The organism is Mesorhizobium sp. WSM4810 (assembly GCF_055811235.1).
This window is the reverse complement of record NZ_JBVVQV010000001.1, coordinates 110,119-133,463: the sequence shown is the minus strand read 5'-3', so window position 1 is coordinate 133,463 and position 23,345 is coordinate 110,119. Positions and strand designations below refer to the sequence as shown.

The 23,345-nt window shown below is 62.9% G+C and carries 17 protein-coding genes and 2 pseudogenes; 10 read left to right on the top strand and 9 right to left on the bottom strand.

Features of this window, described 5'->3' with window-relative positions:
* Nucleotides 1-6 precede the first annotated feature (6 nt).
* The 4 genes and pseudogenes from AC0L3O_RS00735 to AC0L3O_RS00720 all read left to right on the top strand — a co-directional run.
* Nucleotides 7-637: pseudogene (locus AC0L3O_RS00735) on the top strand (anion permease); the annotation flags it as partial.
* 38 nt (nt 638-675) lie between these two features.
* Nucleotides 676-807 carry a hypothetical protein gene (locus tag AC0L3O_RS00730; RefSeq protein ID WP_287173647.1) on the top strand — a complete coding sequence of 44 codons (132 nt, stop codon included), beginning with the start codon at nt 676-678 and terminating at the stop codon, nt 805-807.
* A 223-nt stretch (nt 808-1,030) separates the two neighbouring features.
* Entirely contained in the window at nt 1,031-1,567 is a 537-nt protein-coding gene (locus tag AC0L3O_RS00725) for a FecR domain-containing protein (protein ID WP_473534331.1), read from the top strand.
* Nucleotides 1,568-1,572: 5 nt separating this feature from the next.
* A complete protein-coding gene (locus tag AC0L3O_RS00720; protein WP_473534330.1) occupies nt 1,573-3,462 on the top strand; it encodes a CHASE2 domain-containing protein in 1,890 nt (629 codons plus the stop codon).
* A 370-nt stretch (nt 3,463-3,832) separates the two neighbouring features.
* Here the strand turns inward: AC0L3O_RS00720 and AC0L3O_RS00715 are convergent, their stop codons facing one another.
* The 5 genes from AC0L3O_RS00715 to AC0L3O_RS00695 form a co-directional block, all read right to left on the bottom strand.
* Nucleotides 3,833-4,366: a dihydrofolate reductase family protein gene (locus tag AC0L3O_RS00715; RefSeq protein WP_473614484.1), complete on the bottom strand. Its 534-nt coding sequence runs from the start codon at nt 4,364-4,366 to the stop codon at nt 3,833-3,835.
* A 335-nt stretch (nt 4,367-4,701) separates the two neighbouring features.
* On the bottom strand, nt 4,702-6,363 hold the full coding sequence (locus AC0L3O_RS00710; RefSeq protein WP_473614482.1) for a vWA domain-containing protein: 1,662 nt from the start codon (nt 6,361-6,363) through the stop codon (nt 4,702-4,704).
* Nucleotides 6,364-6,536: 173 nt separating this feature from the next.
* Nucleotides 6,537-7,535: a GlxA family transcriptional regulator gene (locus tag AC0L3O_RS00705; protein WP_023800286.1), complete on the bottom strand. Its 999-nt coding sequence runs from the start codon at nt 7,533-7,535 to the stop codon at nt 6,537-6,539.
* A 19-nt stretch (nt 7,536-7,554) separates the two neighbouring features.
* A complete protein-coding gene (folD, locus tag AC0L3O_RS00700) occupies nt 7,555-8,454 on the bottom strand; it encodes a bifunctional methylenetetrahydrofolate dehydrogenase/methenyltetrahydrofolate cyclohydrolase FolD (RefSeq protein WP_287236404.1) in 900 nt (299 codons plus the stop codon).
* A gap of 122 nt (nt 8,455-8,576) precedes the next feature.
* The gene (locus tag AC0L3O_RS00695; RefSeq protein ID WP_473614480.1) at nt 8,577-10,841 is read right to left on the bottom strand and encodes a GumC family protein; all 2,265 of its coding nucleotides are present in this window, start codon (nt 10,839-10,841) and stop codon (nt 8,577-8,579) included.
* A gap of 152 nt (nt 10,842-10,993) precedes the next feature.
* Here AC0L3O_RS00695 and AC0L3O_RS00690 point away from each other — a divergent pair, with 152 nt between their 5' ends.
* Nucleotides 10,994-12,289 (top strand): lipopolysaccharide biosynthesis protein, encoded by a 1,296-nt coding sequence (locus tag AC0L3O_RS00690; protein ID WP_473534325.1) that lies wholly within the window; start codon nt 10,994-10,996, stop codon nt 12,287-12,289.
* Nucleotides 12,290-12,754: 465 nt separating this feature from the next.
* Nucleotides 12,755-13,901, top strand: a pseudogene (locus AC0L3O_RS00685) (alpha-hydroxy acid oxidase).
* Between the two features lie 100 nt (nt 13,902-14,001).
* Here AC0L3O_RS00685 and AC0L3O_RS00680 read toward each other — a convergent pair.
* The 3 genes from AC0L3O_RS00680 to AC0L3O_RS00670 are packed head-to-tail and all read right to left on the bottom strand — an operon-like array spanning nt 14,002 to nt 16,909.
* A complete protein-coding gene (locus AC0L3O_RS00680; RefSeq protein WP_128247758.1) occupies nt 14,002-14,925 on the bottom strand; it encodes a DUF6492 family protein in 924 nt (307 codons plus the stop codon).
* Complete coding sequence (locus AC0L3O_RS00675; protein WP_287067502.1) at nt 14,922-15,740, bottom strand: WecB/TagA/CpsF family glycosyltransferase; 819 nt, start codon at nt 15,738-15,740, stop codon at nt 14,922-14,924. Before AC0L3O_RS00675 ends, AC0L3O_RS00680 begins: the two co-directional genes overlap by 4 nt.
* Nucleotides 15,737-16,909, bottom strand: coding sequence for a glycosyltransferase (locus AC0L3O_RS00670; protein ID WP_473534324.1), 1,173 nt, complete (start codon nt 16,907-16,909; stop codon nt 15,737-15,739). The genes AC0L3O_RS00675 and AC0L3O_RS00670 overlap by 4 nt, the downstream gene beginning before the upstream one ends.
* Nucleotides 16,910-17,080: 171 nt before the next feature.
* Between AC0L3O_RS00670 and AC0L3O_RS00665 the strand changes: the two genes are divergently transcribed.
* The 3 genes from AC0L3O_RS00665 to proC all read left to right on the top strand — a co-directional run bounded on the left by AC0L3O_RS00665 (nt 17,081) and on the right by proC (nt 20,312).
* The gene (locus AC0L3O_RS00665; RefSeq protein ID WP_473534323.1) at nt 17,081-18,079 is read left to right on the top strand and encodes a glycosyltransferase family 2 protein; all 999 of its coding nucleotides are present in this window, start codon (nt 17,081-17,083) and stop codon (nt 18,077-18,079) included.
* Nucleotides 18,048-19,367 carry an O-antigen ligase family protein gene (locus AC0L3O_RS00660; protein WP_473534322.1) on the top strand — a complete coding sequence of 440 codons (1,320 nt, stop codon included), beginning with the start codon at nt 18,048-18,050 and terminating at the stop codon, nt 19,365-19,367. The genes AC0L3O_RS00665 and AC0L3O_RS00660 overlap by 32 nt, the downstream gene beginning before the upstream one ends.
* Nucleotides 19,368-19,496: 129 nt before the next feature.
* On the top strand, nt 19,497-20,312 hold the full coding sequence (proC, locus tag AC0L3O_RS00655; protein WP_473534321.1) for a pyrroline-5-carboxylate reductase: 816 nt from the start codon (nt 19,497-19,499) through the stop codon (nt 20,310-20,312).
* A gap of 276 nt (nt 20,313-20,588) precedes the next feature.
* Here proC and AC0L3O_RS00650 read toward each other — a convergent pair whose 3' ends face one another.
* Nucleotides 20,589-21,905 (bottom strand): NAD(P)H-dependent oxidoreductase, encoded by a 1,317-nt coding sequence (locus AC0L3O_RS00650; RefSeq protein ID WP_419694309.1) that lies wholly within the window; start codon nt 21,903-21,905, stop codon nt 20,589-20,591.
* Between the two features lie 201 nt (nt 21,906-22,106).
* Here AC0L3O_RS00650 and AC0L3O_RS00645 point away from each other — a divergent pair, with 201 nt between their 5' ends.
* Nucleotides 22,107-23,342, top strand: coding sequence for a TadE/TadG family type IV pilus assembly protein (locus AC0L3O_RS00645; protein ID WP_473534320.1), 1,236 nt, complete (start codon nt 22,107-22,109; stop codon nt 23,340-23,342).
* The last annotated feature ends 3 nt before the right edge of the window (nt 23,343-23,345 follow it).

Genomic DNA, 23,345 nt, shown 5'->3' with positions numbered 1-23,345 from the left:
AAGGGCGGCGGGGCTGTCGCCAAGGCGGGAAGCGTCGCCATCGTCTGGTAGGGGCTCTTGAAGACCGTCGCGGCCATCGTGCTGTCGCCGCTCACCGGCTTCGTGCTGGCTCTGGTGCTGATACTCACCGTCTCCTGGATTTTTCGTGCGCCAGCCGCCGTTCGCGGTCGACAATACCTTCCGCACCCTGCAATTCGTGTCGGCGTCGCTCTATTCGCACGGCCATGGCGGCAATGATGCGCAGAAAACGATGGGCATCATCGCGGTGCTGCTCTACTCGCAGGGCATGCTCGGGGGCGAGTTCTACGTGCCCTTCTGGGTGGTGATCACCTGCCAGGCAATGCTGGCCCTAGGCACGCTGTTTTGGCGGCTGGCGCATCGTCCACACGATGGGCTCGAAGATCACCCGGCTCAATCCGATGCAGGGTTTCTGCGCCGAGACCGGCGGCGCGATCACGCTGTTCGGCGCGACCTGGCTCGGCATCCCGGTCTCCACCACGCACACCATCACCGGCGTGATCGTCGGCGTCGGAGCGGCACGGCGCACCTCTGCCTCCGCTCGGACATAGCCGGCTCGATCGTGATCGCCTGGGTCATCACCATGCCCTCTACGGCGCTGATTGCTGCTTGCTGTTAGAATCGTGGCACTCTTCAGTTAATGCGGAGCCCGGAAGTTTGACTGACGATCGCGAAGGTCGACTGCTGCCGCTGCTCGAAGATCAGCTTTGGAGAAGCGGTCAGAATGTCGCGAAATGGCGCGACCTGCTCGTTCTGGCAGATGAGCCGAACAGCAGCGTCGCCGCGTGACGTTCGCGACATTCGCATCGCGGCCGCTTCAACGGCTTGATGTCGCCTTATTTGGTGTTGGAGCAAGCTATCGTGCTAAGATCGCTGGTCGGCACCGTGCTACCTCTAAGGCAACGCGGCTGCAAGTGCCGGTTCGTATGCATGAGTATACTGCCAAGCTGACCGCAGAAGACAATGCATAGATTTTCTTGCCGCAGATTTTCGCAAAAGCAAGGAGACGTTCATGAGCGCAAGTGGCCGATATCTCCGGAGCCTGATGGCATGCATGCTTGCCTGTGTCTTCTGGGTGGATACCGCTTCAGCGCAGTCGAATAACGCCGGCTGTACGTTCCGACTGGTAGCAGGTACGTCCCGACAAATTCTGAGATGCCGGGAAGGCCTTACCATCATTGCGGAAGATGGCGCTCGTTTTACATTGGTGGACCGTGATCGAAATGGTAGTGCCGATGCGGTCAGATTACGGCGCAAGGCGCTGTTGCTCGATGCTCCAGCCGGCAGGGTCCGGGGTAGCTTCGCTGTCGTCACCCCGCAGGCGATCGCCGCGGTGCGAGGTACAAAATGGGCAGTCGACGTTGCCCGAGGCAAGACGTCTGTCTTCGTCGTCAAAGGTCGCGTCGCCGTGCAAAGGCCGGCGTCCAATGCTGGCGTAGTCCTCGGGCCGGGCGAAGGCGTCGATGTGGAAGCCGGAACAGGCACACTGACGGTCAAGCGCTGGCCCGCCGCACGTGTTTCGGCTTTGATGGCCCGTTTCGGTCAGTAAGCTAAATGAGCGGGCGAGCGCTTCAGACGCTGATCGCGCTCGTTCTGGCGGGTCTTTGGGGGGCCGGGCTTGGCTTTGCGCACTGGCGCGGCAACATGTGGTCCCTCGATCGCGTCGAAGCAACGATGACGGATCTTCGAACGCTTGTTCGGGGAACGGCAAAGCCGCCGGAGGTGATTACCATTGTCGCAATAGACGACGAAGCGGTCCGAAACGACGGCCGCTATCCCCTCAGCCGCGCCACGCTTGCCCGGATTGTCGATACGATAGCTCGCTTTGGACCGAAAGCCATTGCGGTCGACCTGCTGCTGGTCGATCCCGGGACAAAAGATGATGATGAGGCGCTCGCGCGTTCGCTGCGTGGGACTTCAAGCGTAATCGCTGCTGCAGCGGTCTACTCGGGAGGTAAACAATCGATTGCAGTCGAGGGCGATGGCCCTCTCGCCCGAGTGCCGAATGCCGAGCGGTTTTTGTGGCCCCTGAAAGCGTTCTCGGATATCGCCGCTGTCGGCGTCGTGAACGTGGTTACCGACTGGACGGGAACGCCTCGGTTCGTCCCGTTGCTGTTTCGGGCCGGAGATCGGACGGAAGCGTCTTTCTCCCTGCGCGTTGCCACCATGGCGGTGGGAGAGGATCCGGGAATAGCGCCCGACTATCTATCTCTGGGCGGACAGCGGATTCGGACGGACATTGGTCACATACTCCCTCTGACATTCTATGGCCCCCGCGGCACGATCCGCACGATCAGCGCCACGACGGTGCTGGGCGGCCAAGTCGATGGCGGCATTATTCGGGATCGAATTGTTGTGATCGGAGCAACTGCAACCGGCGCCGGCGATGTTTTCCCGACACCGTTTGATCCCGTGCTCCCAGGCGTCGAGGTCATGTCGACGGCCATTGCCCATCTGATGACCGGCGACGGCATAGTGCGAGATAAGTACGTTCGCCTTGCAGATGCCGGCTTTGCAGTGGTGCTGCCAGTGGTTCTTGTGGGGCTGTTGGCATGGCGTCGCAACGCCATCGGCCTTGCAGCGATCGTTGGCGTGGTTGTGATCTGGTTCGTGGTCAATATGACCGCATTCTCACACCATATCTGGCTGAGCGCGGCGTTGCCGATGGCCGCCGCCGTTCCGCCGGCTATTTTGTTCGGGGCCGCGCAGCTTTGGTTGGGCAGGAACCAGGCCCAGTATTTCGCCACGCAGAGCGAATTGCTTCAACGAGTTGAGGCCCCGGGCTTTGCGGGGTGGCTCGCTAAGCATGGCGACTTTCTCCTGGAACCTGTCCGGAGGGACGCCGCCATCATATTCATTGACCTGTCCGGTTTCACCGGACTGAGCGAAACATTGGGGCCGAACGCCACACGCGAACTTTTGAACACGTTCCATGCGTTGGTGGACGAAGAGGTGACAAGCTGCGGTGGCGTTGTCACGAATTTCATGGGTGACGGAGCCATGATCCTGTTCGGTCTACCGGAAGCAGCGACAGATGATGCCTTCAATGCTGTCCGCTGCTGCGCAGCGCTCTCCAGCCGTACCAGCAACTGGCTCGTCTCGTTGCCCGCATCAACTGCATCTAGGCTCGGCTTCAAGATCGGAGCGCATTACGGAACAATCGTTGCGTCGAGACTCGGTGGCAAAGGCCGTCAGCACATCGCGACGACGGGTGATACGGTTAACGTCGCCAGTCGCTTGATGGAGATCGCGGCCGACCAAAATGCCGAAGTCGCAGTGAGCGACGAAATGCTGCAAGTCGCCGGCCGCGACTGCGAGTTGTTCAAATCTGGTGCTCTGAGAGGACCGGTGGAAGCACAGGTCCGCGGGCGTTCAGGCTCGCTCGCAATCTGGCTGTGGCAGAGTTCGCAGACGCTGCAGGATACCAGGCCCCGTGAACAATGATGGTACCGGAATGTCTGAATGGCGCCCGTTTGGCCGCGACACTTCGAATCCTGCCTGAGGCCTCGGCCAACCCGAACGGGAGATTCTGAAAAAATCCGCATTGATGGAAGGCAGCTTCGGGTCATGGGCGTGAATTCGGCCGGGGGCGAACGAGCTTCCGCTTAGGGTCGTATCAGGCTGTAGCGCGAACGGCAGGTTTGGAGAAACGCAATGAAGGTCGGCAAATGGCGCAACCGAGCCGTTCGGCCGATCCCCGCCGAATGGCGATCTCCCCACCCGCAGCCGTCGTTCTTCCGAATCCTTTCCGCAACGTATGCTGAACCGAAAGGGGGATTTCGATGCATCGCCTTCTCATCGGCGTGGTCTGTAATCAGGCGGGAACGTAGGTCAACCTGATGACTTCCCCGCCGATTCGCTCGCTGGCCGCAAGGCGGAGCGGTGGCCGAGAGCCGGCGAAGAAGGGCTTGCCGCGACCAAGCACCACGGGGTGAAGGTAGAGGCGGTATTCGTCGATCAGACCCATTTCGGTCAGGCTTTGCGCCAACTCTGGTCCGGAAGCGGAAATCTCTCCTGTTAGCTTGGCCTTTAGCCTGCGTATCACTACCTCGACGTCATCCGCGATAAGCGTGGCATTGGGACCGACCGACTTCAACGAGCGCGATACAACCCATTTCGGCTGGCGCCGCCACGCCGCCGCGAACTCGTGTTGCTCCGTACTCCACTCAGGACGGTCTTCGTCCCAATAGCGCATGGCCTCGTACATGCGGCGACCGTACACACTGCCGGTCAGGTCGCGCACGTGCTCTATCCAGTGACGAAAGAGCGCGGGACTTGGCGCAGGCAATTCCTGGTGGTCGACATAGCCGTCGAGGGACTGGTTCATTCCGAATACGATCTTCGCCATGCTGCAAAATCTCCCCGTCGTGTCGGGTATACAAGACGAACGACAGCCAAGCGCCCCGACACATGCCCGAAATTTTTTCTTGTGGGGTCGTTACCCGGTTCTTGTCGCAAAATTCCCGAGTTTTGAATCGGTTTCGCGACTGATATTTGCGACATCGCAAAACCGGATGTTCTGCGACGATCCAGCGAACAGAATGCTTTGCGAAATTTTTACAGCAAGCTAAACCGCGCGAAACGTCTGCGCCGCAGGCGAATATTGCGCTGCAAGATACTTGGGTTCCAATTTGGGTTAGGGGCGGGTCTTCACGACCACCCTTTTTCAGACGTCGAATGTCCCTACTGCACCGTCAGTTCGGAACGCTCGCCGGCCTTGATGGTCACCGCGCTTTCCTTCGAGCTGTTGTCCGACTTCTCCGAAACGACCGCATACTCGCCGGCCGGCAGCGCCGCCTGATATTTCTCGTCAAAGGCGTAGCCGAGCGATTTGCGGTTGCCATTGATGTCCTTCTTCGCATCGAAAATCTCGATCTTCGAAGCTCCTGGCGCGGTGATCGCCAGCACGCCGGCATTGATGGCGATCTGCAGATCCTGATGCTCACCGGCCTTGACGCTGAACGGCTGCTCGACGACGGCAAGGTCGACCGTCGCCGTCAGCACATAGTCGTCGGGCGGCAGATCGAACTTGCTGTCGGGGCCATAGGCATAAGCCACCTCTTGCCTCGTTCCGTCGAGCTTCTTTTTTGCCTTGAACACCTTGAAGCCAATGCCCGAGCCGTCGGCCTTGTCGCCGCCGGCAATGTAGTAGGCGTTGGCAACGACATGGCCGACGCCGACGATGATATCCTTGTCGACGACCTTGCCGGCAGCGAGCGGGATGGTTTCGGTAACCTCGCCCTGCCCGATCCTGACCGTCACTTTCTGATCGCCGGCCGGCAACACCACCTTGGTGTGGCCATAATAGGTCGCCGGCATTTCAACGCCCGGATAGGCGATCACGACAGCCGCACCATCGGCCACATCCGCTCCCTCGCTTGGCCGCGGATGAATGATGAGCGTGCCGGCATCGAGCACGAACAGGGGCTTGTAGACCTGGCCCGCCTCGATCGTGATCTTCTGTTCGGTCCTGGCCTCGCCATGGCGCGCCACGACTGTGTAATCACCCGGCTCCAAATTGCCTTTATAAGCTCCGTATTCGGTGGCGACGTATTCGCCGCGCGTGCCGTCGGACTTCGCCTGGTGGATCTCCCAAGAATTGCCGTCGGTGACGGGATCGCCGCCCTCGGCGAGCACCACGGCGGGGATGAAGTTGAACTCCGGTTTTTCCGGCGCGGCGGCCGGCTGCGGCGCCGGCGCTGGTTCGGGCGCCGGTGCAGGTGCGGCGGCGATGGTCTCGACCAGCGCGTCCTGCAGCGCCTTCTCATCCGACGCCTGGATGTATTTGCCGCCGGTGTTGTCGGCGAGGCAAGCAACCTGCCTGCCCTCGTCCGCGGTCAGGCCGAAGCCGACGACGTTTACGGTGAAGTCGACACCGGCAGCCCTCAGTTCCCTGCCGAGCGCGCAGGGGTCGCCTTTGCAGGTCTCGAGCCCGTCGGTGATCAGGATGACGGTGGCCTTGTCCTCGGTGTATTTCAGCGCCTCGGCCGCCTGCCTGACGGCTGATGTCAGCGGCGTCTTGCCGATGAATTTCAGGCTGTCGGCGGCAGTGGAAACAGCACCTGCCGAGCCAGCCTGCGGCGGCACGATGAGCTCGATGTCCTCGCAACTGCCCTTCTCCCGATGGCCATAGGCCATGAAGCCGATTTCCTTGTCGGCGGGGACCAATTGCAGCACCGTTCGCAGCGATTCGCGGGCGATTTCGAGCTTCGGCTTGCCGTCGATCTGCGCCCACATCGAACCGGAGGCGTCGAGAACGATGACGACACGGTCGGCGGCAAGGCCGAGCGTCGTCATCCACAACAGGAGCGCCGCCGCAACGATGCTCCGTGCAAGTCCCGCCATGAAATCTCCCCCCAGTCAGTGGTCGCCAGTTCGTCGCAGCCAGTCAGCTTCTGCCAGCCAGTCCATGCCCGCCAGTCCGTGCCGCCGGGGGAAGCTATTTGACGCCGCGTCAGGATACAAGCCCGGGCGCCGGGGCACGTGAGGGGTTGGCGGGGCTGACTGCGCCAAACCACTCAATATGTCGTGCGTCGCTCTTCGGAAGGCGGCCGGCCAAACTGCAGCCGGTAGCTCTGGGCAAAATAGGAGTGCGAGGTGAAGCCGGTGGCGATCGCCACGTCGAGGATCGGCATGTTGGTCTGGCGCAGCAATTCGCGTGCCCGCTCAAGCCTGAGCCGCATGTAATAGCGACCGGGCGTCACACTGAGGTGGCGCAGGAACAGCCGCTCGACTTGCCGCACCGACAGGCCCGCCGACTTGGCGAGTTGCACCGCCGACAGCGGCTCGTCGAGATGGTCGGCCATCAGCTCGACGATGCGGCGCAGCTTCTCCGATTTTCCGGTCAGGTCGCGCTCAGGACCGACGCGCTGGCGGTCGCCGGCGGAGCGGATTCGCTCGTGCTGGAACTGGTTGGCGACGCCGTTGGCGAGGCTCGAGCCGAAATCGCCGCGCACGATCTCCAGCATCAGGTCGATGGAGGTGGTGCCGCCGGCGCAGGTGTAACGCTTGCGATCGATCTCGAAGACATTGCCGGTGCAGTTGATGTCGGGAAACCGTTCGACGAAGCCGGCGCGGTTTTCCCAGTGGATGGTGCAGCGATAGCCTTCGAGCTGGCCTGCCTCGGCGAGCAGATAGGAGCCGACCGACAGTGCGCCGAGCGCGTTGCCGCGCCGGCCCCAGCTGCGCAACGCCGCCAGCACCTTGCTCTTGCCGGGAAACTCGGTCGTCAGCCCGACCGAGACGAAAAGAATATCGACCGGCGGCAGATCGGCGACAGCGTAGTCGATCTTGAGCGGCAGGCCGTTGGAGGCCATGACGGCATCGCCGTCGGCCGACACCGTCGTCCAGCCATAGAAGTCGTGGCCGAGCAGCCGGTTGGCCGACCGGAACGTGTCGATTGCGGCGGCCAGCGAGAACATGGAAAACTTGTCAACCAGCAGGAACCCGAACTGCCGGCCGCCGTGAATGGGATCATTGGTGACCGGCCGCTCTGGGGGAACAGTGAGGTTCGGCAAAGCTTTGGGCTTTCCAGGTTCAGAAAGACGGCCGTTTCAATCCGGCCGCGAGATAGGCGGAAGCTAGCGTGTTGGCCATCAGCATGGCAATGGTCATCGGTCCGACGCCGCCGGGCACCGGCGTGATGGCGCCGGCGGTCCTGGCCGCCTCCGCAAAGGCGACGTCACCGACGAGACGGGTCTTGCCTTCGCCCTTTTCTGGCGCCGCGATGCGGTTGATGCCGACGTCGATGACGGTGGCGCCCGGTTTGACCCAGTCACCCCTGACCATTTCAGCTCTGCCGACAGCGGCAACGAGAATGTCGGCGGTGCGCGCCAGTGCAGCCAGGTCCTTCGTGCGGCTGTGCGCGACAGTGACGGTGCAGTTGGCGGCAAGCAGAAGATTGGCCATCGGTTTGCCGACGATATTGGAGCGGCCGACGACCACCGCATTGAGCCCGGAAAGATCCTTGCCGCGCACACGCTCGATGAGCAGCATCGAGCCGGCCGGCGTGCAAGGCACGAACGCCGTCTCCAGTTCGCCGGTGCCGAGCTTGCCGACATTGATGAAGTGGAAGCCGTCGACATCCTTTTGCGGCGCTATTGCCTGGATGACCTTGCCCGCATCGATATGGCCAGGCAATGGAAGCTGCACCAGGATGCCGTTGATGCCGGGATCGGCGTTGAGTTCGCCGATGATGGCAAGCAGTTCCTGTTCGGATATTTCCGCCGGCAGCGTGTGCTGGACCGAATGAAAGCCGCATTCCTTGGCGGTGCGGGATTTAGAGGCGACGTAAACCTGGCTCGCCGGATCCTCGCCGACGATGACCACGGCGAGACCGGGCTTGTGCGCGCCCTTTTCCATCAGTTCGATCGTCAGGGCCTTGACGCGCCGCACTACGCCTTCGGCAACGCTTTTTCCGTCGATCAACTCGGCCATCAACCATCCTCAACACGTTCTGCTTCGGGCGGCATTTTCACGAAAATCCGACCGGGCAATCCCGTCAAAGCGCCGTCTTATGCCGCTAACTCGAAACCGATGGCTTTTATTCTATTCGGCGCTCAGAAATAGCGCCGCGATCGGCTTTCGGTGAGTTCGCGAACCGCTTCGCGGAATTCGCGCAAGCTGGCTCGGATTTCCTCGATGGAGGCTTGCTGTTCAGCGGCTTTCGAAGCCTGATCTGCCTCGTCCGACGAGGCTCGCCGATACTGCTGCTGCGGATGAGGCACTTGCCCGGCATGGGGCGGAACGGGCGGCGACGCCTTGTATGCTTTGTCTTCAATGGATGTCCGGCGCCCTTCTGCCCGGCGGCGCGGCCGCGAATCGGCGGTTTCGCGCAAGCTCGCATAAGCGCCGCGCATGGCGCCGAGGCCGACACCGGAAGCAAGCCCTGCCAGCAGGCCGGCAAGCACCGTCATGGCGCGCGACGGTCCGTTTGGCTCGAGCGGGGCGAACGCCTTGGAGATCACGTTGATGTTGGCGGTGTTGATGTCCTTCTGCTCGCCGGTCTCCTTGGCGCGGAGAAGATATTGCTCATAGACGGAGCGTTTGGCGGCGGCCTCGCGCTCCAGTTCGCGCAGCGTGACCAGATCGCTGTTGACGTCGCCGCTGCGGACCTTCAACTGCGCCAGCCGGGAGGCCAGATCCTGTTCGAGCTGCACGGCGCGCCTGAGGTCGACCTGCAGCGACGAGGCGATGCGGCGCAGTTCCCCGGCGATACGCTCGCGCGATCCGGCAAGCTGGGCATTGAGCGCCTGGAGCTCGGGATGGCGCGGCCCGAGCCGGATCGCGGCGCGGTCGGCCTCCTGCTTGAGCGTCGCGTATTGCGAGCGCAACTCGCTCATGGTGTTGGAGTTGATCTCCTCCGGCAAGGTGCCGCTCAGAACCGAATTCACGTCGATCGAGCGCGCCGACGCCGCGCGGGCGTTAAGTTCCAGCGTGCGCGCGCGGGCGATGGCCAGCTGCTGGTTGAGCTTGAGCATCTCGTCGTCGCTGATCAGGTGGCCTTGCGCGTCGACGAGGTCGTGCGCGGCCCTGAAGTCCTCGACCTTGCGCTCAGCCGCTTCGACGCCCTTGCGCAGCTCGTCTAGCCTGCCCGTCAGCTCGTTGGTCGCGCGGCCAGCGGTGTCGGACTGGATCTGGCCGAAGGTCTGCAGAAAGACATCCGTCATCGTGTTGGCGATGAGCGCCGACTTCTCACCATTTTGCGTTGTGGCGCTGACGGAGATGACAAAGGTCTTGCCGCCGCGCTCGACCGCAAGGCTCTCGGCCAGATTGGCGACGGCCAGCGCACGGCGGCGGCCTTCACCGGCAGCCGGCCCGTCATTGCGCGACAGGATCGATTGGATGACCGTCATCATCCCCAGGCCATCGGAACCTTGCCCGTTGAACTCCGGATCATTGACGAGATTGAGCTTGTCCACGACCTTGTTCAGAACGGTACCGGAGGTGAGCACGCGAACCTGGTTCTCGACAATGGCCAGCGTCGCGTCGGACGCAACCACGGATTGCGTGAGGTCGCGGTCGGTGAGCTTCAGGTCGCGCGGGTCGACGATCAGCTCTGCGGTGGCTTCGTATTTCTTCGGCGTCGACAGCGCGATGGCGACGCCAAGCGTGGCGCCCAGTATCGTCATGGCGACGATCAGCAGCTTCGAGCGGGCAATGCCGCGGACGACCTGCATCGGGTCGATCAACGGCTTCCATTCTTGTCTGTCGTCATCCTGACGGGAAGACCGCCGCTCGGCATCTGCATATCCGGGTTCGGGTGCGGCATATCGAGGTTCGGGTGCGGCGTCTCGAGGCTCGGGTGCGGCGTATCGGGGGTCGAACGCGGCGTATCGGGGGTCGGCATCGGAGCGGCGGCCCTCGGAAACAGCGGCTGAAACCGGCTCCTCCCGCTGCCTGGCGTATCGAGGATCGAACGCGGCGTCGGCATAGTCCGCTTCAACGGCGTCGTCGGTCTCAGGCGGCATCCGCGCGGCCGAGGCCGATGCATCCTCGGCGTGAAACCGGCTTGTTTCATCGTTTGCCGATAACTCCGGAGTCACCCAGCGTTCCGGGGTCGCCGAGGGCTCCGGGTTTGCCGAGACTTCCGGATGCGCCCGCCCCTCGCGGCGTAAGCGCGCGACACGATGGCGCGTTGCGGCATCGTCGCGCCATGACGGGTCTGCCCGGTCCCCGATCGCAACCAGCGATGGTTCTTCTTCGCCGCGCAACGCCTGGCCGAGCGCCAGCAAGGACCGCTCGCGCTTCCAATCTTCACGGTTTTGCCTGTCGACCATTGTCGTGGAGCTTGCCCTTTGCGGCTTGGACGCGCGGTCAGCCATTCGTTAAACCACGCTAAACAAGCATAGGAAATAAAAGGTTAATTTCTCAGCCTTGAAGACACGGTTTCCCTCTAGGGTTGTGCCTTTCCTGAAAGCATCGAAAGCGCCCAGAACCGCGCGTTAAACTTTCCGGCCCTATGCTGTCTCGACACATGACTCAGGCTGGCAACATCCCGCAAAAACGGCTTCTCGCCCGGACCGGCGCTTTCGTCGCCGAGCGACGGCGGCTGGTACGCGACTATCTTTCGGCGATCAGTGGCGCGGGCGGGCGGCTGGTGTTTTCGCTCGCCTATTTCATCGCGCTGGCCAACACGCTGTCGATCGCCGAGTTCGGCATGTTTGCCACCGCTTCGGCGGCCGGCGTGATGCTGTCGCGCATCCTGGCCTTCGGCTTCATCTCGGCGCTTTACCGAACCGCCACCATCCGCCCCAATCTGATCGGCACCTTCACGGCCGGCTTCCTGCTGTTTGGCGCGATATCGCTGCCGTTGCTGGCTGCGGCCTCCTACGGCGTCTACCTGGTCTTCTTTGCCGGCACCGTGCCGCTGTCGGTCTTTGCGGCGATCGTGTTTGCCGAGGCGTTGCTGTGGCGGCCGGTCGAGGTGGCGCTGATCGTCAACAACGGTCTCGGCAAATTCGGTCGCGCCGCCCTGCTGACGATCCTGGCGACGGCCTTGCGGGCGCTCGGCGCCGTGCTGTTCATGTTCGCGGCGCAGCCGACCATAGGAGCCTGGTCCTGGTATTACATCGGCACCAACGCCGCCTCGCTGCTCATCGCCTTCGGATTTTTCTATCCGCGCCTGCGGCTGCGGCTGCGGCTGGCGCTCTATCTGCGGCGGCTCGCCGATTCCATCTACGTGGCCGGCGCAGAGGTGCTGTTCTACCTGCAGATGGAATTCGACAAGCTGCTGGTGCTGGCGATCGGCGGTCCGCACCTCGCCGGCATCTATGCCATCATCATGCGGCTGGTCGACCTGACGGCGATCCCGATCCGCACCTTCTCGATGATGCTGGTTCAGCGCATGATGCGGGCGCCGGAACTTTTGTCGCGCCTTTCGGTCAAGAGCGGTATCGAAGGCGGCGTATTCGCGGTCTCGACGCTGGCGCTGGCGACACTCGCCATCGTGCTGCATTTCTTCCCCAACGCGCTGGGCAGGAATGTTGCGAAGGCCGCCCCTTTGGTGGCGCTGGCGATCTGCGTGCCGGGCCTGCGCAATCTCGTCGAATACCAGGCCGAGCTTCTGTTCGCGCGCGGCCAGACGCTGGTGCGGGCGATCAACCTGGCGCTGCTTGCCGGGCTGAAGGCGGTGCTGCTGACCTATGTGCTGACCCATATCCTGGACACACCCGATCTGGTGCTCTCGCTCAATCTCGTCTTCCTGCTGCTCTATCTCGCCTCGGCGCTGCTCACCTATTCGGCGATGCGCAGGCCGGCGAAGCCGGTCTAGGTCGACCAGCTGGCTGCCGTCGATGCCGAGATGGGATGGACACTTCGATTCGTTGGCAGTAGTCGCTGGCGATGGGACGCCACAAATGATCACGCGTAGTTTACAGGTGAAGCCCGTTATAGCAATCAAGCTCCAAAATGGGGGGAGTTCTACGAAGTGATCGGCGACGGCGGGGCAGTCGACGAGCCCGATTGGGGGGTTCTGTCGCCGGACAGTCCGACATCACGGCATTTCTTGTTCTATTTTCGAGATGAGACCATCGAAATTGTCGCCCGAGACTGGTCGTTCACTCGAAAAATGCCGGGTGTCGGGTAGCGGCGAGCCTTGCCGCCGCTTCTCCAGAGCGACGTTCGCGCCCCGACTGCTACCGGCCCGTTGCGGCCGTTTATCGTTCAGCCCGCGTCAGTTAGGCATCGCGCAGCAGTGTGCTATCGGGCAGATGAGCCGGGCCAACAGAGTGATGAGATGCGTCTGAGGAATTGCCACAACTTCCATGACTTCCGCAGCATGGCCAAACAGCGCCTTCCCCGACCGATCTTCAACTACATTGACGGTGCGGCCGATGACGAAGTCACTTATCGGCGCAACAGGGCTGCCTTCGATGACTGCGACCTGGTGCCGAATGTTCTGCGCGGCGTGACCAATGTGGACATGTCGGTGACCGTCATGGGCCAGAAGCTAGCGATGCCGGCCTACTGCTCGCCAACAGCGCTCCAGCGCCTGTTCCACCATCAGGGCGAACGTGCGGTGGCGGCAGCGGCGGCGAAATATGGCACGATGTTCGGCGTCTCCTCGCTCGGCACCGTCAGCCTCGAAGAGGCGCGCCAGATCAGCAATGGGCCGCAAGTCTACCAATTCTACTTCCACAAGGACCGCGGATTGAACCGCGAGATGATGGCCCGGGCCAAGCAGGGGAGTAGAGGTGATGATGCTGACGGTGGACAGCATCACCGGCGGCAACCGCGAGCGTGACAAGAGAACGGGGTTCGCCATCCCCTTCAAGCTCAATCTCGCTGGCATCGCGCAGTTCGCGGTCAAACCGTCATGGGCGATCAACTACTATATGCATGAGCGGTTCCGGCTGCCACAGCTCGATGGCCATGTCGACATGGGCGGCGGCGCGATGTCGATCAGCCGCTACTTCACGGAGATGTTGGACCCCTCCATGTCGTGGGGCGACGTTGCCGAGATGGTGCAGCACTGGGGCGGACAGTTCTGCCTGAAAGGCATCATGTCGGTCGAGGATGCCAGGCGTGCGGTCGAGATTGGCTGCACCGGAATTGTCCTCTCCAATCACGGCGGTCGCCAACTCGACGGCTCGCGTACCGCGTTCGACCAGCTTGCCGAGATCGTCGATGCGGTGGGAGACAGAATCGATGTGATGATGGATGGTGGCGTGCAGCGCGGCACCCACGTGCTCAAGGCCCTGTCGCTGGGCGCAAAGGCCGTCGGATTGGGCCGCTACTACCTTTTCCCACTGGCGGCCGCCGGGCAGGCCGGCGTCGAACGCGCGCTGGAATTGATGCAGATCGAGATTGAGCGTGGCATGAAGCTGATGGGCTGCACCTCGGTCAACGAGCTCACGCGACGGAACCTGCGCTGCCGTCAGTAACAGGCGACTTCCCACCCTTTCATCACCTCCTACCGGGGTAAATGGGAAGGTCGGGGGCCTAAGCCCGGTCGCTAAAGGGCGATGAGTTTTGATTCTCGGACTAATCGAGCCCGATCAGGCGGCGGATGCGGCCGACGTCGGTGCCGATGAACGACTGCATGCCGATGGCCACCTGTTGCGGCGCCATGGCGGCGACGAAACGGCGGAACTCGTCATCCGACAGCGCCTCGCCCGTCCAGTGGACGCGGCAGAACTCCTCCGAGCCATGGAAATGGCCGGCGCCGGCGAGCACGTCGTCGACATAGCGGCCGTAGATCATGCATTCGGAGAATTTGCGCGCCGCACCGATGACTTCGACCCAGTTGCGGCCATGGATCTTCTCGATCCGCGCGCACAGCGCCGTCACGGTTTCGCGGCGCCAGGCAATCAGCGTCGAAATGTAGTCGTGGGTCGAAACCTCCGATGGCTCGATGCCAAGCGCCGAACCGGCATTGCGCGACCAGATGCGATGCTCCTCATGACCGTCACCGGACAGCACGCCGTCGCGGCGGAACAGCCGCACCTTGCCATCGCGCCAGAAGCCGCTGCAGTCGAAAGGTTTTAGGAACGCCACGTCGGAATCGCAGAAGACCAGCACGTCTTCGCCGGCATGCGCCGATATCGCGATGCGGCGAAGCTGCTGCACATGCCAGCCGCGCAGCGGTTTGGTCTTCAGGCTGAGCCAGATGCGCCGGCGGAACAGGCTGAGCGGATCGTCGAAGGCATGCAGCCAGCGCGGCAACAGGTCCCGCTCGTCGACGATGGTGCGGCGATTGTTCTCCAACTGACGAAACAGCGCCACGTCACGATGCTCGACAAGAATATAGTGGTGCGCCACGCCGGAAACGTAGCGGTCGATTGTGTCGCACAGCAGGCGGCAGCGCTCCAAATCCGGCGCATAGCTTGCCGTCACGACCGCCGCCGTCGGCGTCCGGTGGAGGAAATCGGCCTCGGTGTCAGGGCGCGGCACGAACCGGTTGTTCAATGATCTGCTCCGGGGCTTGCTCTGGGGCGAGTTTTGGCAGCAGCGGGCCTGTGCAAGAATTTCTGGCCGATGACGCGCCACAGGAACAGGGGATTGCCGACCACATAGCGGCGCCAGAGACGGCCCGGTTCGATGCACAACCGAAACAGCCATTCGAGCCTGAGCCGACGCATCCACAGCGGCGCCCGCGGCACCGTGCCGCTCAGGAAATCGAGCAGCGCGCCGACGGCGATCGGCAGCGTGCAGTGGCGCGCGTCGATGTGGCGCGCGATCCATAATTCCTGGCGCGGCACGCCCATGGCGACAAGCAGCACGTCCGGCCGCAATCTGGCGATGCGATCGACGATTGCCGGCTCCTCGGCGGGAGAGAAATAACCGTCATGGATGACGACGAACCGGTGCTGCAACGCGAGCGCTGCCAGCTTCTTCGACGCCGCCTCGGCGTTGACACGGGTCGCGCCGAGCAGCCCCACGGTCAGCGGCCTGGCGGACGCCTGCAGGAAGGCAGGGATGAAATCGGTGCCGTTGAGATTGTCCGGAAACGATGCTCCGTAAAGCAGTTTCGCCGCCAGATCGACGCCGACGCCGTCCGGCAGGATGAGAAAATCGTCGAGCGCCTCGGCAACGACCGGGTCCGTATAGGCGACATTGGCGTTGTGCGCGTTGAGAAAGGTGACCTTGGTGAAGCGCCGCTCTGCAATCAACCGGGTCAGGTGCGCGACCGCATCGTCCCAGCGGATGGCAAGGACCGGGATGCCCAGGATCGATTTCAAGCTGTCGGCCCCGAAAACGGCGCGGGCGTTGTGCACATTCATGCAAACATCTCCTGGCCGACAGGCCCGAGCTTTTCCAGGCCGAGCCTGATTGCGGCATCGAGCGCCTTCAGCTGCCGGCGGTGGAAAGCGCTGCCGTCGACGTCCCCGACATCAGCCACTGCTGCTTCAAGGGCGCCGGCGAAGGCGACCGGATCATCGGTCACCACGCAATTCACCGGGCGATGGTCGATGCCGCGCAGCGAATGGCTGGTGGCGACGGAAGGCAGGCCGAGCTCGAAGGTTTCGATGGTCTTGAGCTGCACGCCGCTGCCGGAGGTGCTGATCAGCGGGATGACGGCGGCGCTGCGCACGAAAGCCTGCGCGTCCGGCACGCGGCCGACGAATTCGACGCCGGGATGCGCGGACGCGAGGCCGGACGGCATGCCGCCGGCAATCCTGACCCGGAAATCGGGCCTGAGATGCGGCACTACCTTTTCCAGGAACCAGTCGAGGCCGATGCGGTTCGGCTGCCAGGTCCAGGTGCCGATCAGCGCCGCGTCGCAGTCGATGCGGCGAGGGGTTTTTTGCACCGGCGGCTCGGCGCAGGTCACCAGCGGCAGCACCGCCGAACGGTCGTCGGAGGCGACGCCGAGCGCTGAGCGATCTTCCTCGGCCAGCGTGAAGACGAAGCGTGCCCGGCGGCAGAGCCGTTCTTCCACAGTCTTGAGCAGCCTTGCCTCACGGCGAAACAGCAGGCGCTGGAAAAGGCCGCCGGCGGCAGCGGCGTTCTCACGCGCCGAACGATGCTCGACATTGTGGGCGACGAAGATCGACGGCCGGTCGCCGAAAAGCCTTTCGAAGGCGCCGGCGAACTGCACGGAATTCAAGACGTAGCCGTCGAAAGGGCCGGCGCGTTTGACGGCGGCGCGGACATCGCTGTCGTTGACCACGCGCAGCTTGACCGACGCGAAAGTGAGGTCGGAGAGCATCGCCCTTGCAACCCAGGCGAGCTTTTGCAGCGATGAGGCGGTTTCCGTGCGCACATCGACGGCGCCGAGTACGATGGTGTTTTGCGGATCGCTCGCAGGCTTGCCCGGCCAGGTGAAGCCGATCACCGTGACCCGCGCGCCGGCGCGCCGCAACGCGGCGATGATCGCGGCATTGGCGATCTCGTAGCCCGAGGCAAGGGCCCCGTCGGGCACGATCGATGTGGCGAACAGCAGATGCATCTCACCTTCCAGCGCTGATTGGTTAGCAAGGCGCGGTGAAGCCTTGATTAAGTGAAGCTATCTGGTGGCCCGGCGTTGCCGATTTGCCGGCTTGTCCGCGAAGGTGATTAACGAAACGTTATCACCGCGATGCTATCGAGAGCCAAACTCACCATCCCGGGCTGGACACGGATGATCCCTTTGCCATCGGACGGATCGGTATCGATCGCAGGGCGGTCGCCGGGACTTGTCGCCGCTGCTGTCGAGGCGGTCGTTACGCTGCCGACCTTCAAACGGCCCGAGCAACTGCTGGCGACGCTGGCATCGCTCAAGGCCCAGGAAACCGGCAGACGTTTCGCAATCATCGTCATCGAGAACGAAGCCGAGGCGCGCGCCGGCGCCAGGGCGGCGCTGCCGCTGTTCGAGGGCGGCGACATCCCGGGCATGGTGATCGTCGCGCATGAGCGCGGCAATTGCAGCGCCTACAATGCCGGCTGGCAGACGGCTATCCTCCACTTTCCTGACTTCAGCCACCTGCTGGTCATCGACGACGACGAGATCGCCGATCCGCAGTGGCTCGAGCGCATGTGCCATGCGGCCGAGACGCTCGGTGCCGATATTGTCGGTGGCCCGCAAATGCCTGTGTTTGCCGACGCGGCCCATGCCAGTTGGGCCGAGCACCCGGTCTTTGCGCCACCTTATCGGCAGACCGGGCGGGTGCCCGCGCTGTATTCCTCCGGCAATTTGCTGGTCGGCCGCAACGTGCTCACCGCCATGGGGCCGCCCTTCCTCGACCTGAAATTCAACTTCATGGGCGGCGGCGATTCCGATTTCCTGAGCCGGGCGGCACAAACAGGTTTTGTGCTTGGCTGGTGCGCGGAAGCGCAAGTGCATGAAACAGTTCCGGCCCGGCGCATCGAGGCCGATTGGATCCGTGCCCGCAGCCTGCGCAACGGCGTCATCTCGACACTGGTCGAGAAGAAGAAGCGGGCCGGCACGCCGTTCGCCGGCACCAGGGTTTTCTTGAAGAGCCTGGCGCTGCTTGCCGTCTCGCCGTTTCGCGGCGGGGCCAGGCTGGCGCGGACGGGGTCGTTGGCGACGGCCTTATACCCAATCCATGTCGCTGTCGGCCGCGTGCTTGCCGAATTCGGATACGCCAATGAGCAATACCGGCAGCCTGAGAAGAACTGAACGCGCGCCGCTCAGCGCGGCCTTCACACGCGACGGTGTCGCGACCGCGGTCGCCGCGCTGCTGTTCACCGTCATCCTGGTGTCGTTCCGGCCGTTCCAGCCGGCCGGCGCCGCAACGACCGGCGATGGCGGCGACATCGTCAACCAGCTCGGCTTCGGCTCGCTTGGCGCGATCTCGGTCTTCTCGCTCATGGCTTTTGCCGACCCGCGCGTGGTGCGCTCGCTGCTCAGCCCGTCCTGGCTGCTGATGCTGGCTTTCCTGATGTTCTCGGTGGTGATGGCAACCGATCCGCCGTCTGCCATGCGCGCCGCCTTCTTCACGCTGATCGGCATTTTGACGATGGCGACGATCCTGGCGCTGCCGCGCGACGCCGAAGCTTTCTCGAAAGTCATCATCTTCACCATCGTCGTCGTCATGGGCCTGTCCTATATCGGGCTCATCGTCTTTCCAAACGAGGCGCTGCACACCGCCGCGTCGCTGGAGCCGGAACATGCCGGCCTGTGGCGCGGCGTGTTCACCCACAAGAACATCGCCGGGCCCGTCATGGCCTGCTTCAGCTTCGCCGGGCTGTACCTCTACCGGCGCGGACAGCGGCTCTGGGGCGCATCGATCTTTTGCGCGGCGATGATCTTCATGCTGCACACCGGTTCCAAGACGACGGCCGGACTGGTGCCGTTTTCGATCCTGATCGTCGTGCTGCCAAGCCTCATCGGCATGCGGCTTGGCACGCCGATCCTGTTCGCGCTGGCCATCATCGCCGCAGCGATTGGCACGCTGGGCATCGTCTTCCTGCCGCCGGTGAAGCATCTGGCTGCATTCTATTTCCCCGACCTGACCTACACCGGGCGCACGACTCTTTGGGAGTTCGCCGGCGAGATGCTGGCGAAGCGGCCATGGACCGGCTATGGCTTCGAGAGCTTCTGGGGCACGCCGCTGCTGTTGAACCAGGACCAGCCCTTCGACCGCGCCTGGGACATCAGAACCATCGTGCACGGCCATAACGGCTATCTCGACATCGCCGTGCTGATGGGCATCCCGGCGCTGTGCGTGGCGGTCTACACGTTCCTGGTCGCGCCGCTGCGCGATTACATGCGCATTCCCTTGCGCAAGGAGAACATCTATCTCGGCGACTTCTTCATGATGGTGGTGCTGTTCGCAGCGCTGAACGCCTTCCTCGAAAGCTTCTTCTTCCATCGCGCCGACCCGGTCTGGCTGCTCTTCGTGTTCGGCATGTTCGGCCTGAGGCAAGTGTCGCTGCGGCCGATGGCGGTCCGTGGTCCGTCCTGATCCTCCGTCCCACCAGGGGCTTTCCCGCCTAGTCGCGAGGGTCTATGGGAGAACATCTTTTGGTTTGAGCATCGGATTTTGCCAAAACCGGTACCCACTTTTAGGCCCAATGCTCTGCGGAGGTTTTCCATGACGATCAGGCTTGTTCTCGCCGGCTGCGGCAATATGGGCTACGCCATGCTCTCCGGCTGGCTGAAATCGGGCAAGCTCCCCCCGGCGGCGGTCTTCGTGGTCGAGCCCAATGCCGATCTGCGCAAGCGCGCTGAAGCGCTGGGTTGCAATGCTGCCTCGGATGCCGGCGGCATTCCGGCGGACGCGGTGCCGGCCCTCATCGTCATTGCGGTGAAGCCGCAAGTGATCCGTGAGGTGACCGCCGCCTACAAGCGCTTCAACGATGGCCGCACCACCTTCCTCAGCATCGCCGCCGGAACGCCGGTCGCCACTTTCGAGGCCATTCTGGGCGATCGCGCGCCGATCGTGCGCTGCATGCCCAACACGCCGGCGGCGATCGGCAAGGGCATGATGGTGGTGTTTTCCAACCGGCTGGTTTTCATCGATACGAAACGTTTCGTTGCCGATCTGCTCTCGGCGAGCGGCGAAGTGACAGATATCGACGACGAGGGCCTGATGGACGCGGTGACGGCGGTGTCAGGGTCTGGCCCGGCCTATGTCTTCCATTTCATCGAAGCACTGGCGGTGGCTGCCGAGACGGCCGGGTTGCCAGCCAAAACCGCCAGGCTGCTGGCCGTGCAGACGGTCTATGGCGCCGCCTCGCTCGCCGCCGAAAGCGGCGAAGATGCGGGCGTGCTGCGCCAGCAGGTGACCAGCCCCAACGGCACAACGGCCGCCGCACTTGCCGTGCTGATGGGCGAGGACCGGCTGATCCACCTGCTCACCGAAGCGGTGGAGGCGGCACGGCTGCGGTCGATCGAACTGGGAAAATAGCGGCGGCTTTGCGAGTCGCCGGCGGCGAAGGTCGACGATCAGTTGCAATAACAAACGTTCCGTAGCGATCCTTCGCGCCCCCCTCTGTCCTGCCGGACATCTCCCCCACTTGGGGGGAGATCGGACGTCACGCCGGCTTTCGCCTATCTCCAACATCGCAGTGGTGAGTGGCCGCCAGAAGCTGCCAATCTCCCCCCAAGTGGGGGAGATGCCAAGTTTTGGCAAAGAGGGCAGGACAGAGGGGCGCGCTGTCCGCCGGCATCAAAATTCTGCGCACTACCCCGCCCCATACAGCATCTCGTCCTGCAGCCGGCGCAAGGCGAACAGCCTGGTGGTCGGGTCGGGCGCGGCATTGGCTGATGTCAGCAGCTCGCCCTTGCTGACCGGTCTCAGCACCTTGCCGCCTTCGAGCAGGCCGACCGGCACGGCGCGGTTGGCGCGGGCCTCCTCGACAGTCATCGTCCAGGAGCGGTAGCAGGTCTCGCCGATCGCGTCGAATGTCTCTCCCGCCGCCAGATCGCGCTTGGCCACGGCGCAGACTTCGGCAACCGGCCTCGACAGCGGCACCATGTCCGGCTTGCCATAGAGCACGATGCGCGCGGCGGTGAGCGGCACTTCCAGCGAGGTCAGATGATAGGGCCGGAAGAAGCTGTAGTAGGGTCCATGGCCGATATGCAGATCGTCCATGCGCTCGATGATGCGCGGATGGGTGGCCTCGACGATCACGAAGACGCCGGGCGCCACACCTTTGCCGATGGTGTAGTCGACGACGCCCTTCCTCGACAGGATGCCGCCGTCGGCGCGCGGGATGAGCACCTTGGCCAATTCATCGCGGTCGGCCTTGGGACCGTGCATGCCGGCAATGTCGGGCACCAGCCCGGTGGCGTTGGCGATGGCGCACATCTCGACCATGGTCTTCGAGCCGTCGACGAACTCGACCAGCATGCGTGGGTTCATGTTGCGGCGCAGCGCTTCCGCGCGATAGTCGTCAGGGACGGCGTCATGGTTGAGCGGGTTGTTCTTGCCCTTGCCGGCACAGACGATGGTGTAGCCGAGCGCGGAGGCGAACTCGATCAGTTCCATGCAGCTCGACGGCTCGTCGCCGGCGCCGACCGAGTAGACGACGCCGAGCCGGTCGGCCTGCTGCTTCAGATAAACGCCGATGGTGACGTCGGCCTCGACATTCATCATCACCAGATGCTTGCCGTGCTGCATCGCCATCAGGTCGAAATCCGCGGCGACGCCGGGCTTGCCGGTGGCGTCGATGACGACGTCGATCAGCGGATTGGTGACCAGCATCTCGTTCGAGGTGATGGCTATTTTTCCGCTCTCTATCGCCTCGCTGAGTTTCGACGGCGTATCGGCCTCGCGCGCCATCGCCTCATCGCCATAGGCGATGCGGATGGCATCACGCGCGGTGTGCGGGCGGCGGGTCGAGACGGCGCACACCGAAATGCCCGGCATCAGCATGCCTTGCGTCACCAGGTCGGTGCCCATCTCGCCGGAGCCGATGACGCCGATGCGCACCGGTCGGCCTTCCGCAGCGCGCTTGGCGAGATCGCGGGCAAGCCCGGTCAAGGCGACATTAGTCATGCGCAAGTCCACTGCTTTTGATTTTTAGGGGAATAGCAGGGAACGGCAGCCTTTTGCCAACGAAACCGGCCGCCGTCGATAATTTCTTGCGCATGCCCCCGGGAACTGGAAAGAGCTGGTTCAACGTCGGCGGATGGCGCAGCTAACAAATCGAGTGAAAATCTTAGTCATTCCTTTATGCATCGCTGCTTGAATAGGCAAATGGGATGGGGTGGCGATACCTTCAGGCGTTTTTTCAGCTGTCCGCGACGAATCAGCGAGAGCGGCAACGTTGCTATTATTTTTGCCCTGTCTTTGCCGATTGTTGTCGGCGGGGCGGGACTCGGTGTCGAGACTTCCTACTGGTATTACAGCAGCCTGAAGCTACAGGCGGTGGCAGATGCGGCAGCCTATGCTGGCGCTTTGGAAAAAATTTCGGGATCCGACAAGCCAATGATTGTCTCGGCCGCGACACTGTCAGCGATCACGAACGGCTGGGGACCATCGACAGGCACAATCGAGGTCTTCACGCCTCCATCGTCCGGACCGAATGTCGCAAAAAAGGCTGTTGAAGTAGTCGTCCATCAGACGCTCGATCGATTTTTCACATCGATCTTCAGTCAAAGCGCGGTCGGCGCACAGGCAAGGGCAGTGGCTCTTATCACGGACGCGTCAAAAGCCTGCGTTCTGGCGCTGAATCCTTCCGCTTCGAGAGCGGCGCTATTTTCCGGCAGTTCGAACCTCAAGCTGACCGGCTGCTCCGTCATGTCGGATTCAATCGCCGCGGACGCCCTCAAGCTTCAAGGGTCGGCATATCTGGAGGCCGATTGCCTGATATCGGCAGGCGGTGTTTCATTGAGCAACGTTGTAAAAACCGTTTGCGCGAACCCGCTTACCCAGGCGCTGCCCGCTGCAGATCCTTTTGCCGACTTGCCGGCGCCGCCAGCCACGAATCCTTGTCAAAACGACAATCAGTCGACCTTGCAACCTGGAAGATACTGCAAGGGGCTCAGCTTGAGCGGCAGTGTAACGCTCTCGCCTGGGGTATATGTCGTTGAGGGGGGCGATTTCAAAGCAGGCGCGAACGCAAATATTTCCGGCGACGGAGTCATCATCTATCTGGCCGGCAGCTCCGGCGTCAGCATGAACGGCACGGCCACCGTCAAGCTTAGCGCACCGACGTCAGGCACCTATTCGGGTGTGCTGTTTTACGGCGACAGAGCAAACCTGGCGGGATCGAACACGTTTAATGGCACGGCGGATTCGCTTTTGACCGGTGTTCTGTATTTTCCAACGCAGGCGGTTAAATATCTCGGCAATTTCTCGGGCCAAGGTGGTTGCACACAGGTCGTCGCCGATACGATCGAGTGGTCCGGCGCTACAAGCATCAAGCAGGACTGCACGAGCCTCGGAATGCGAGAGATCCCAGCCGCGCAATCCGTTCACCTTGTCGAGTAATCG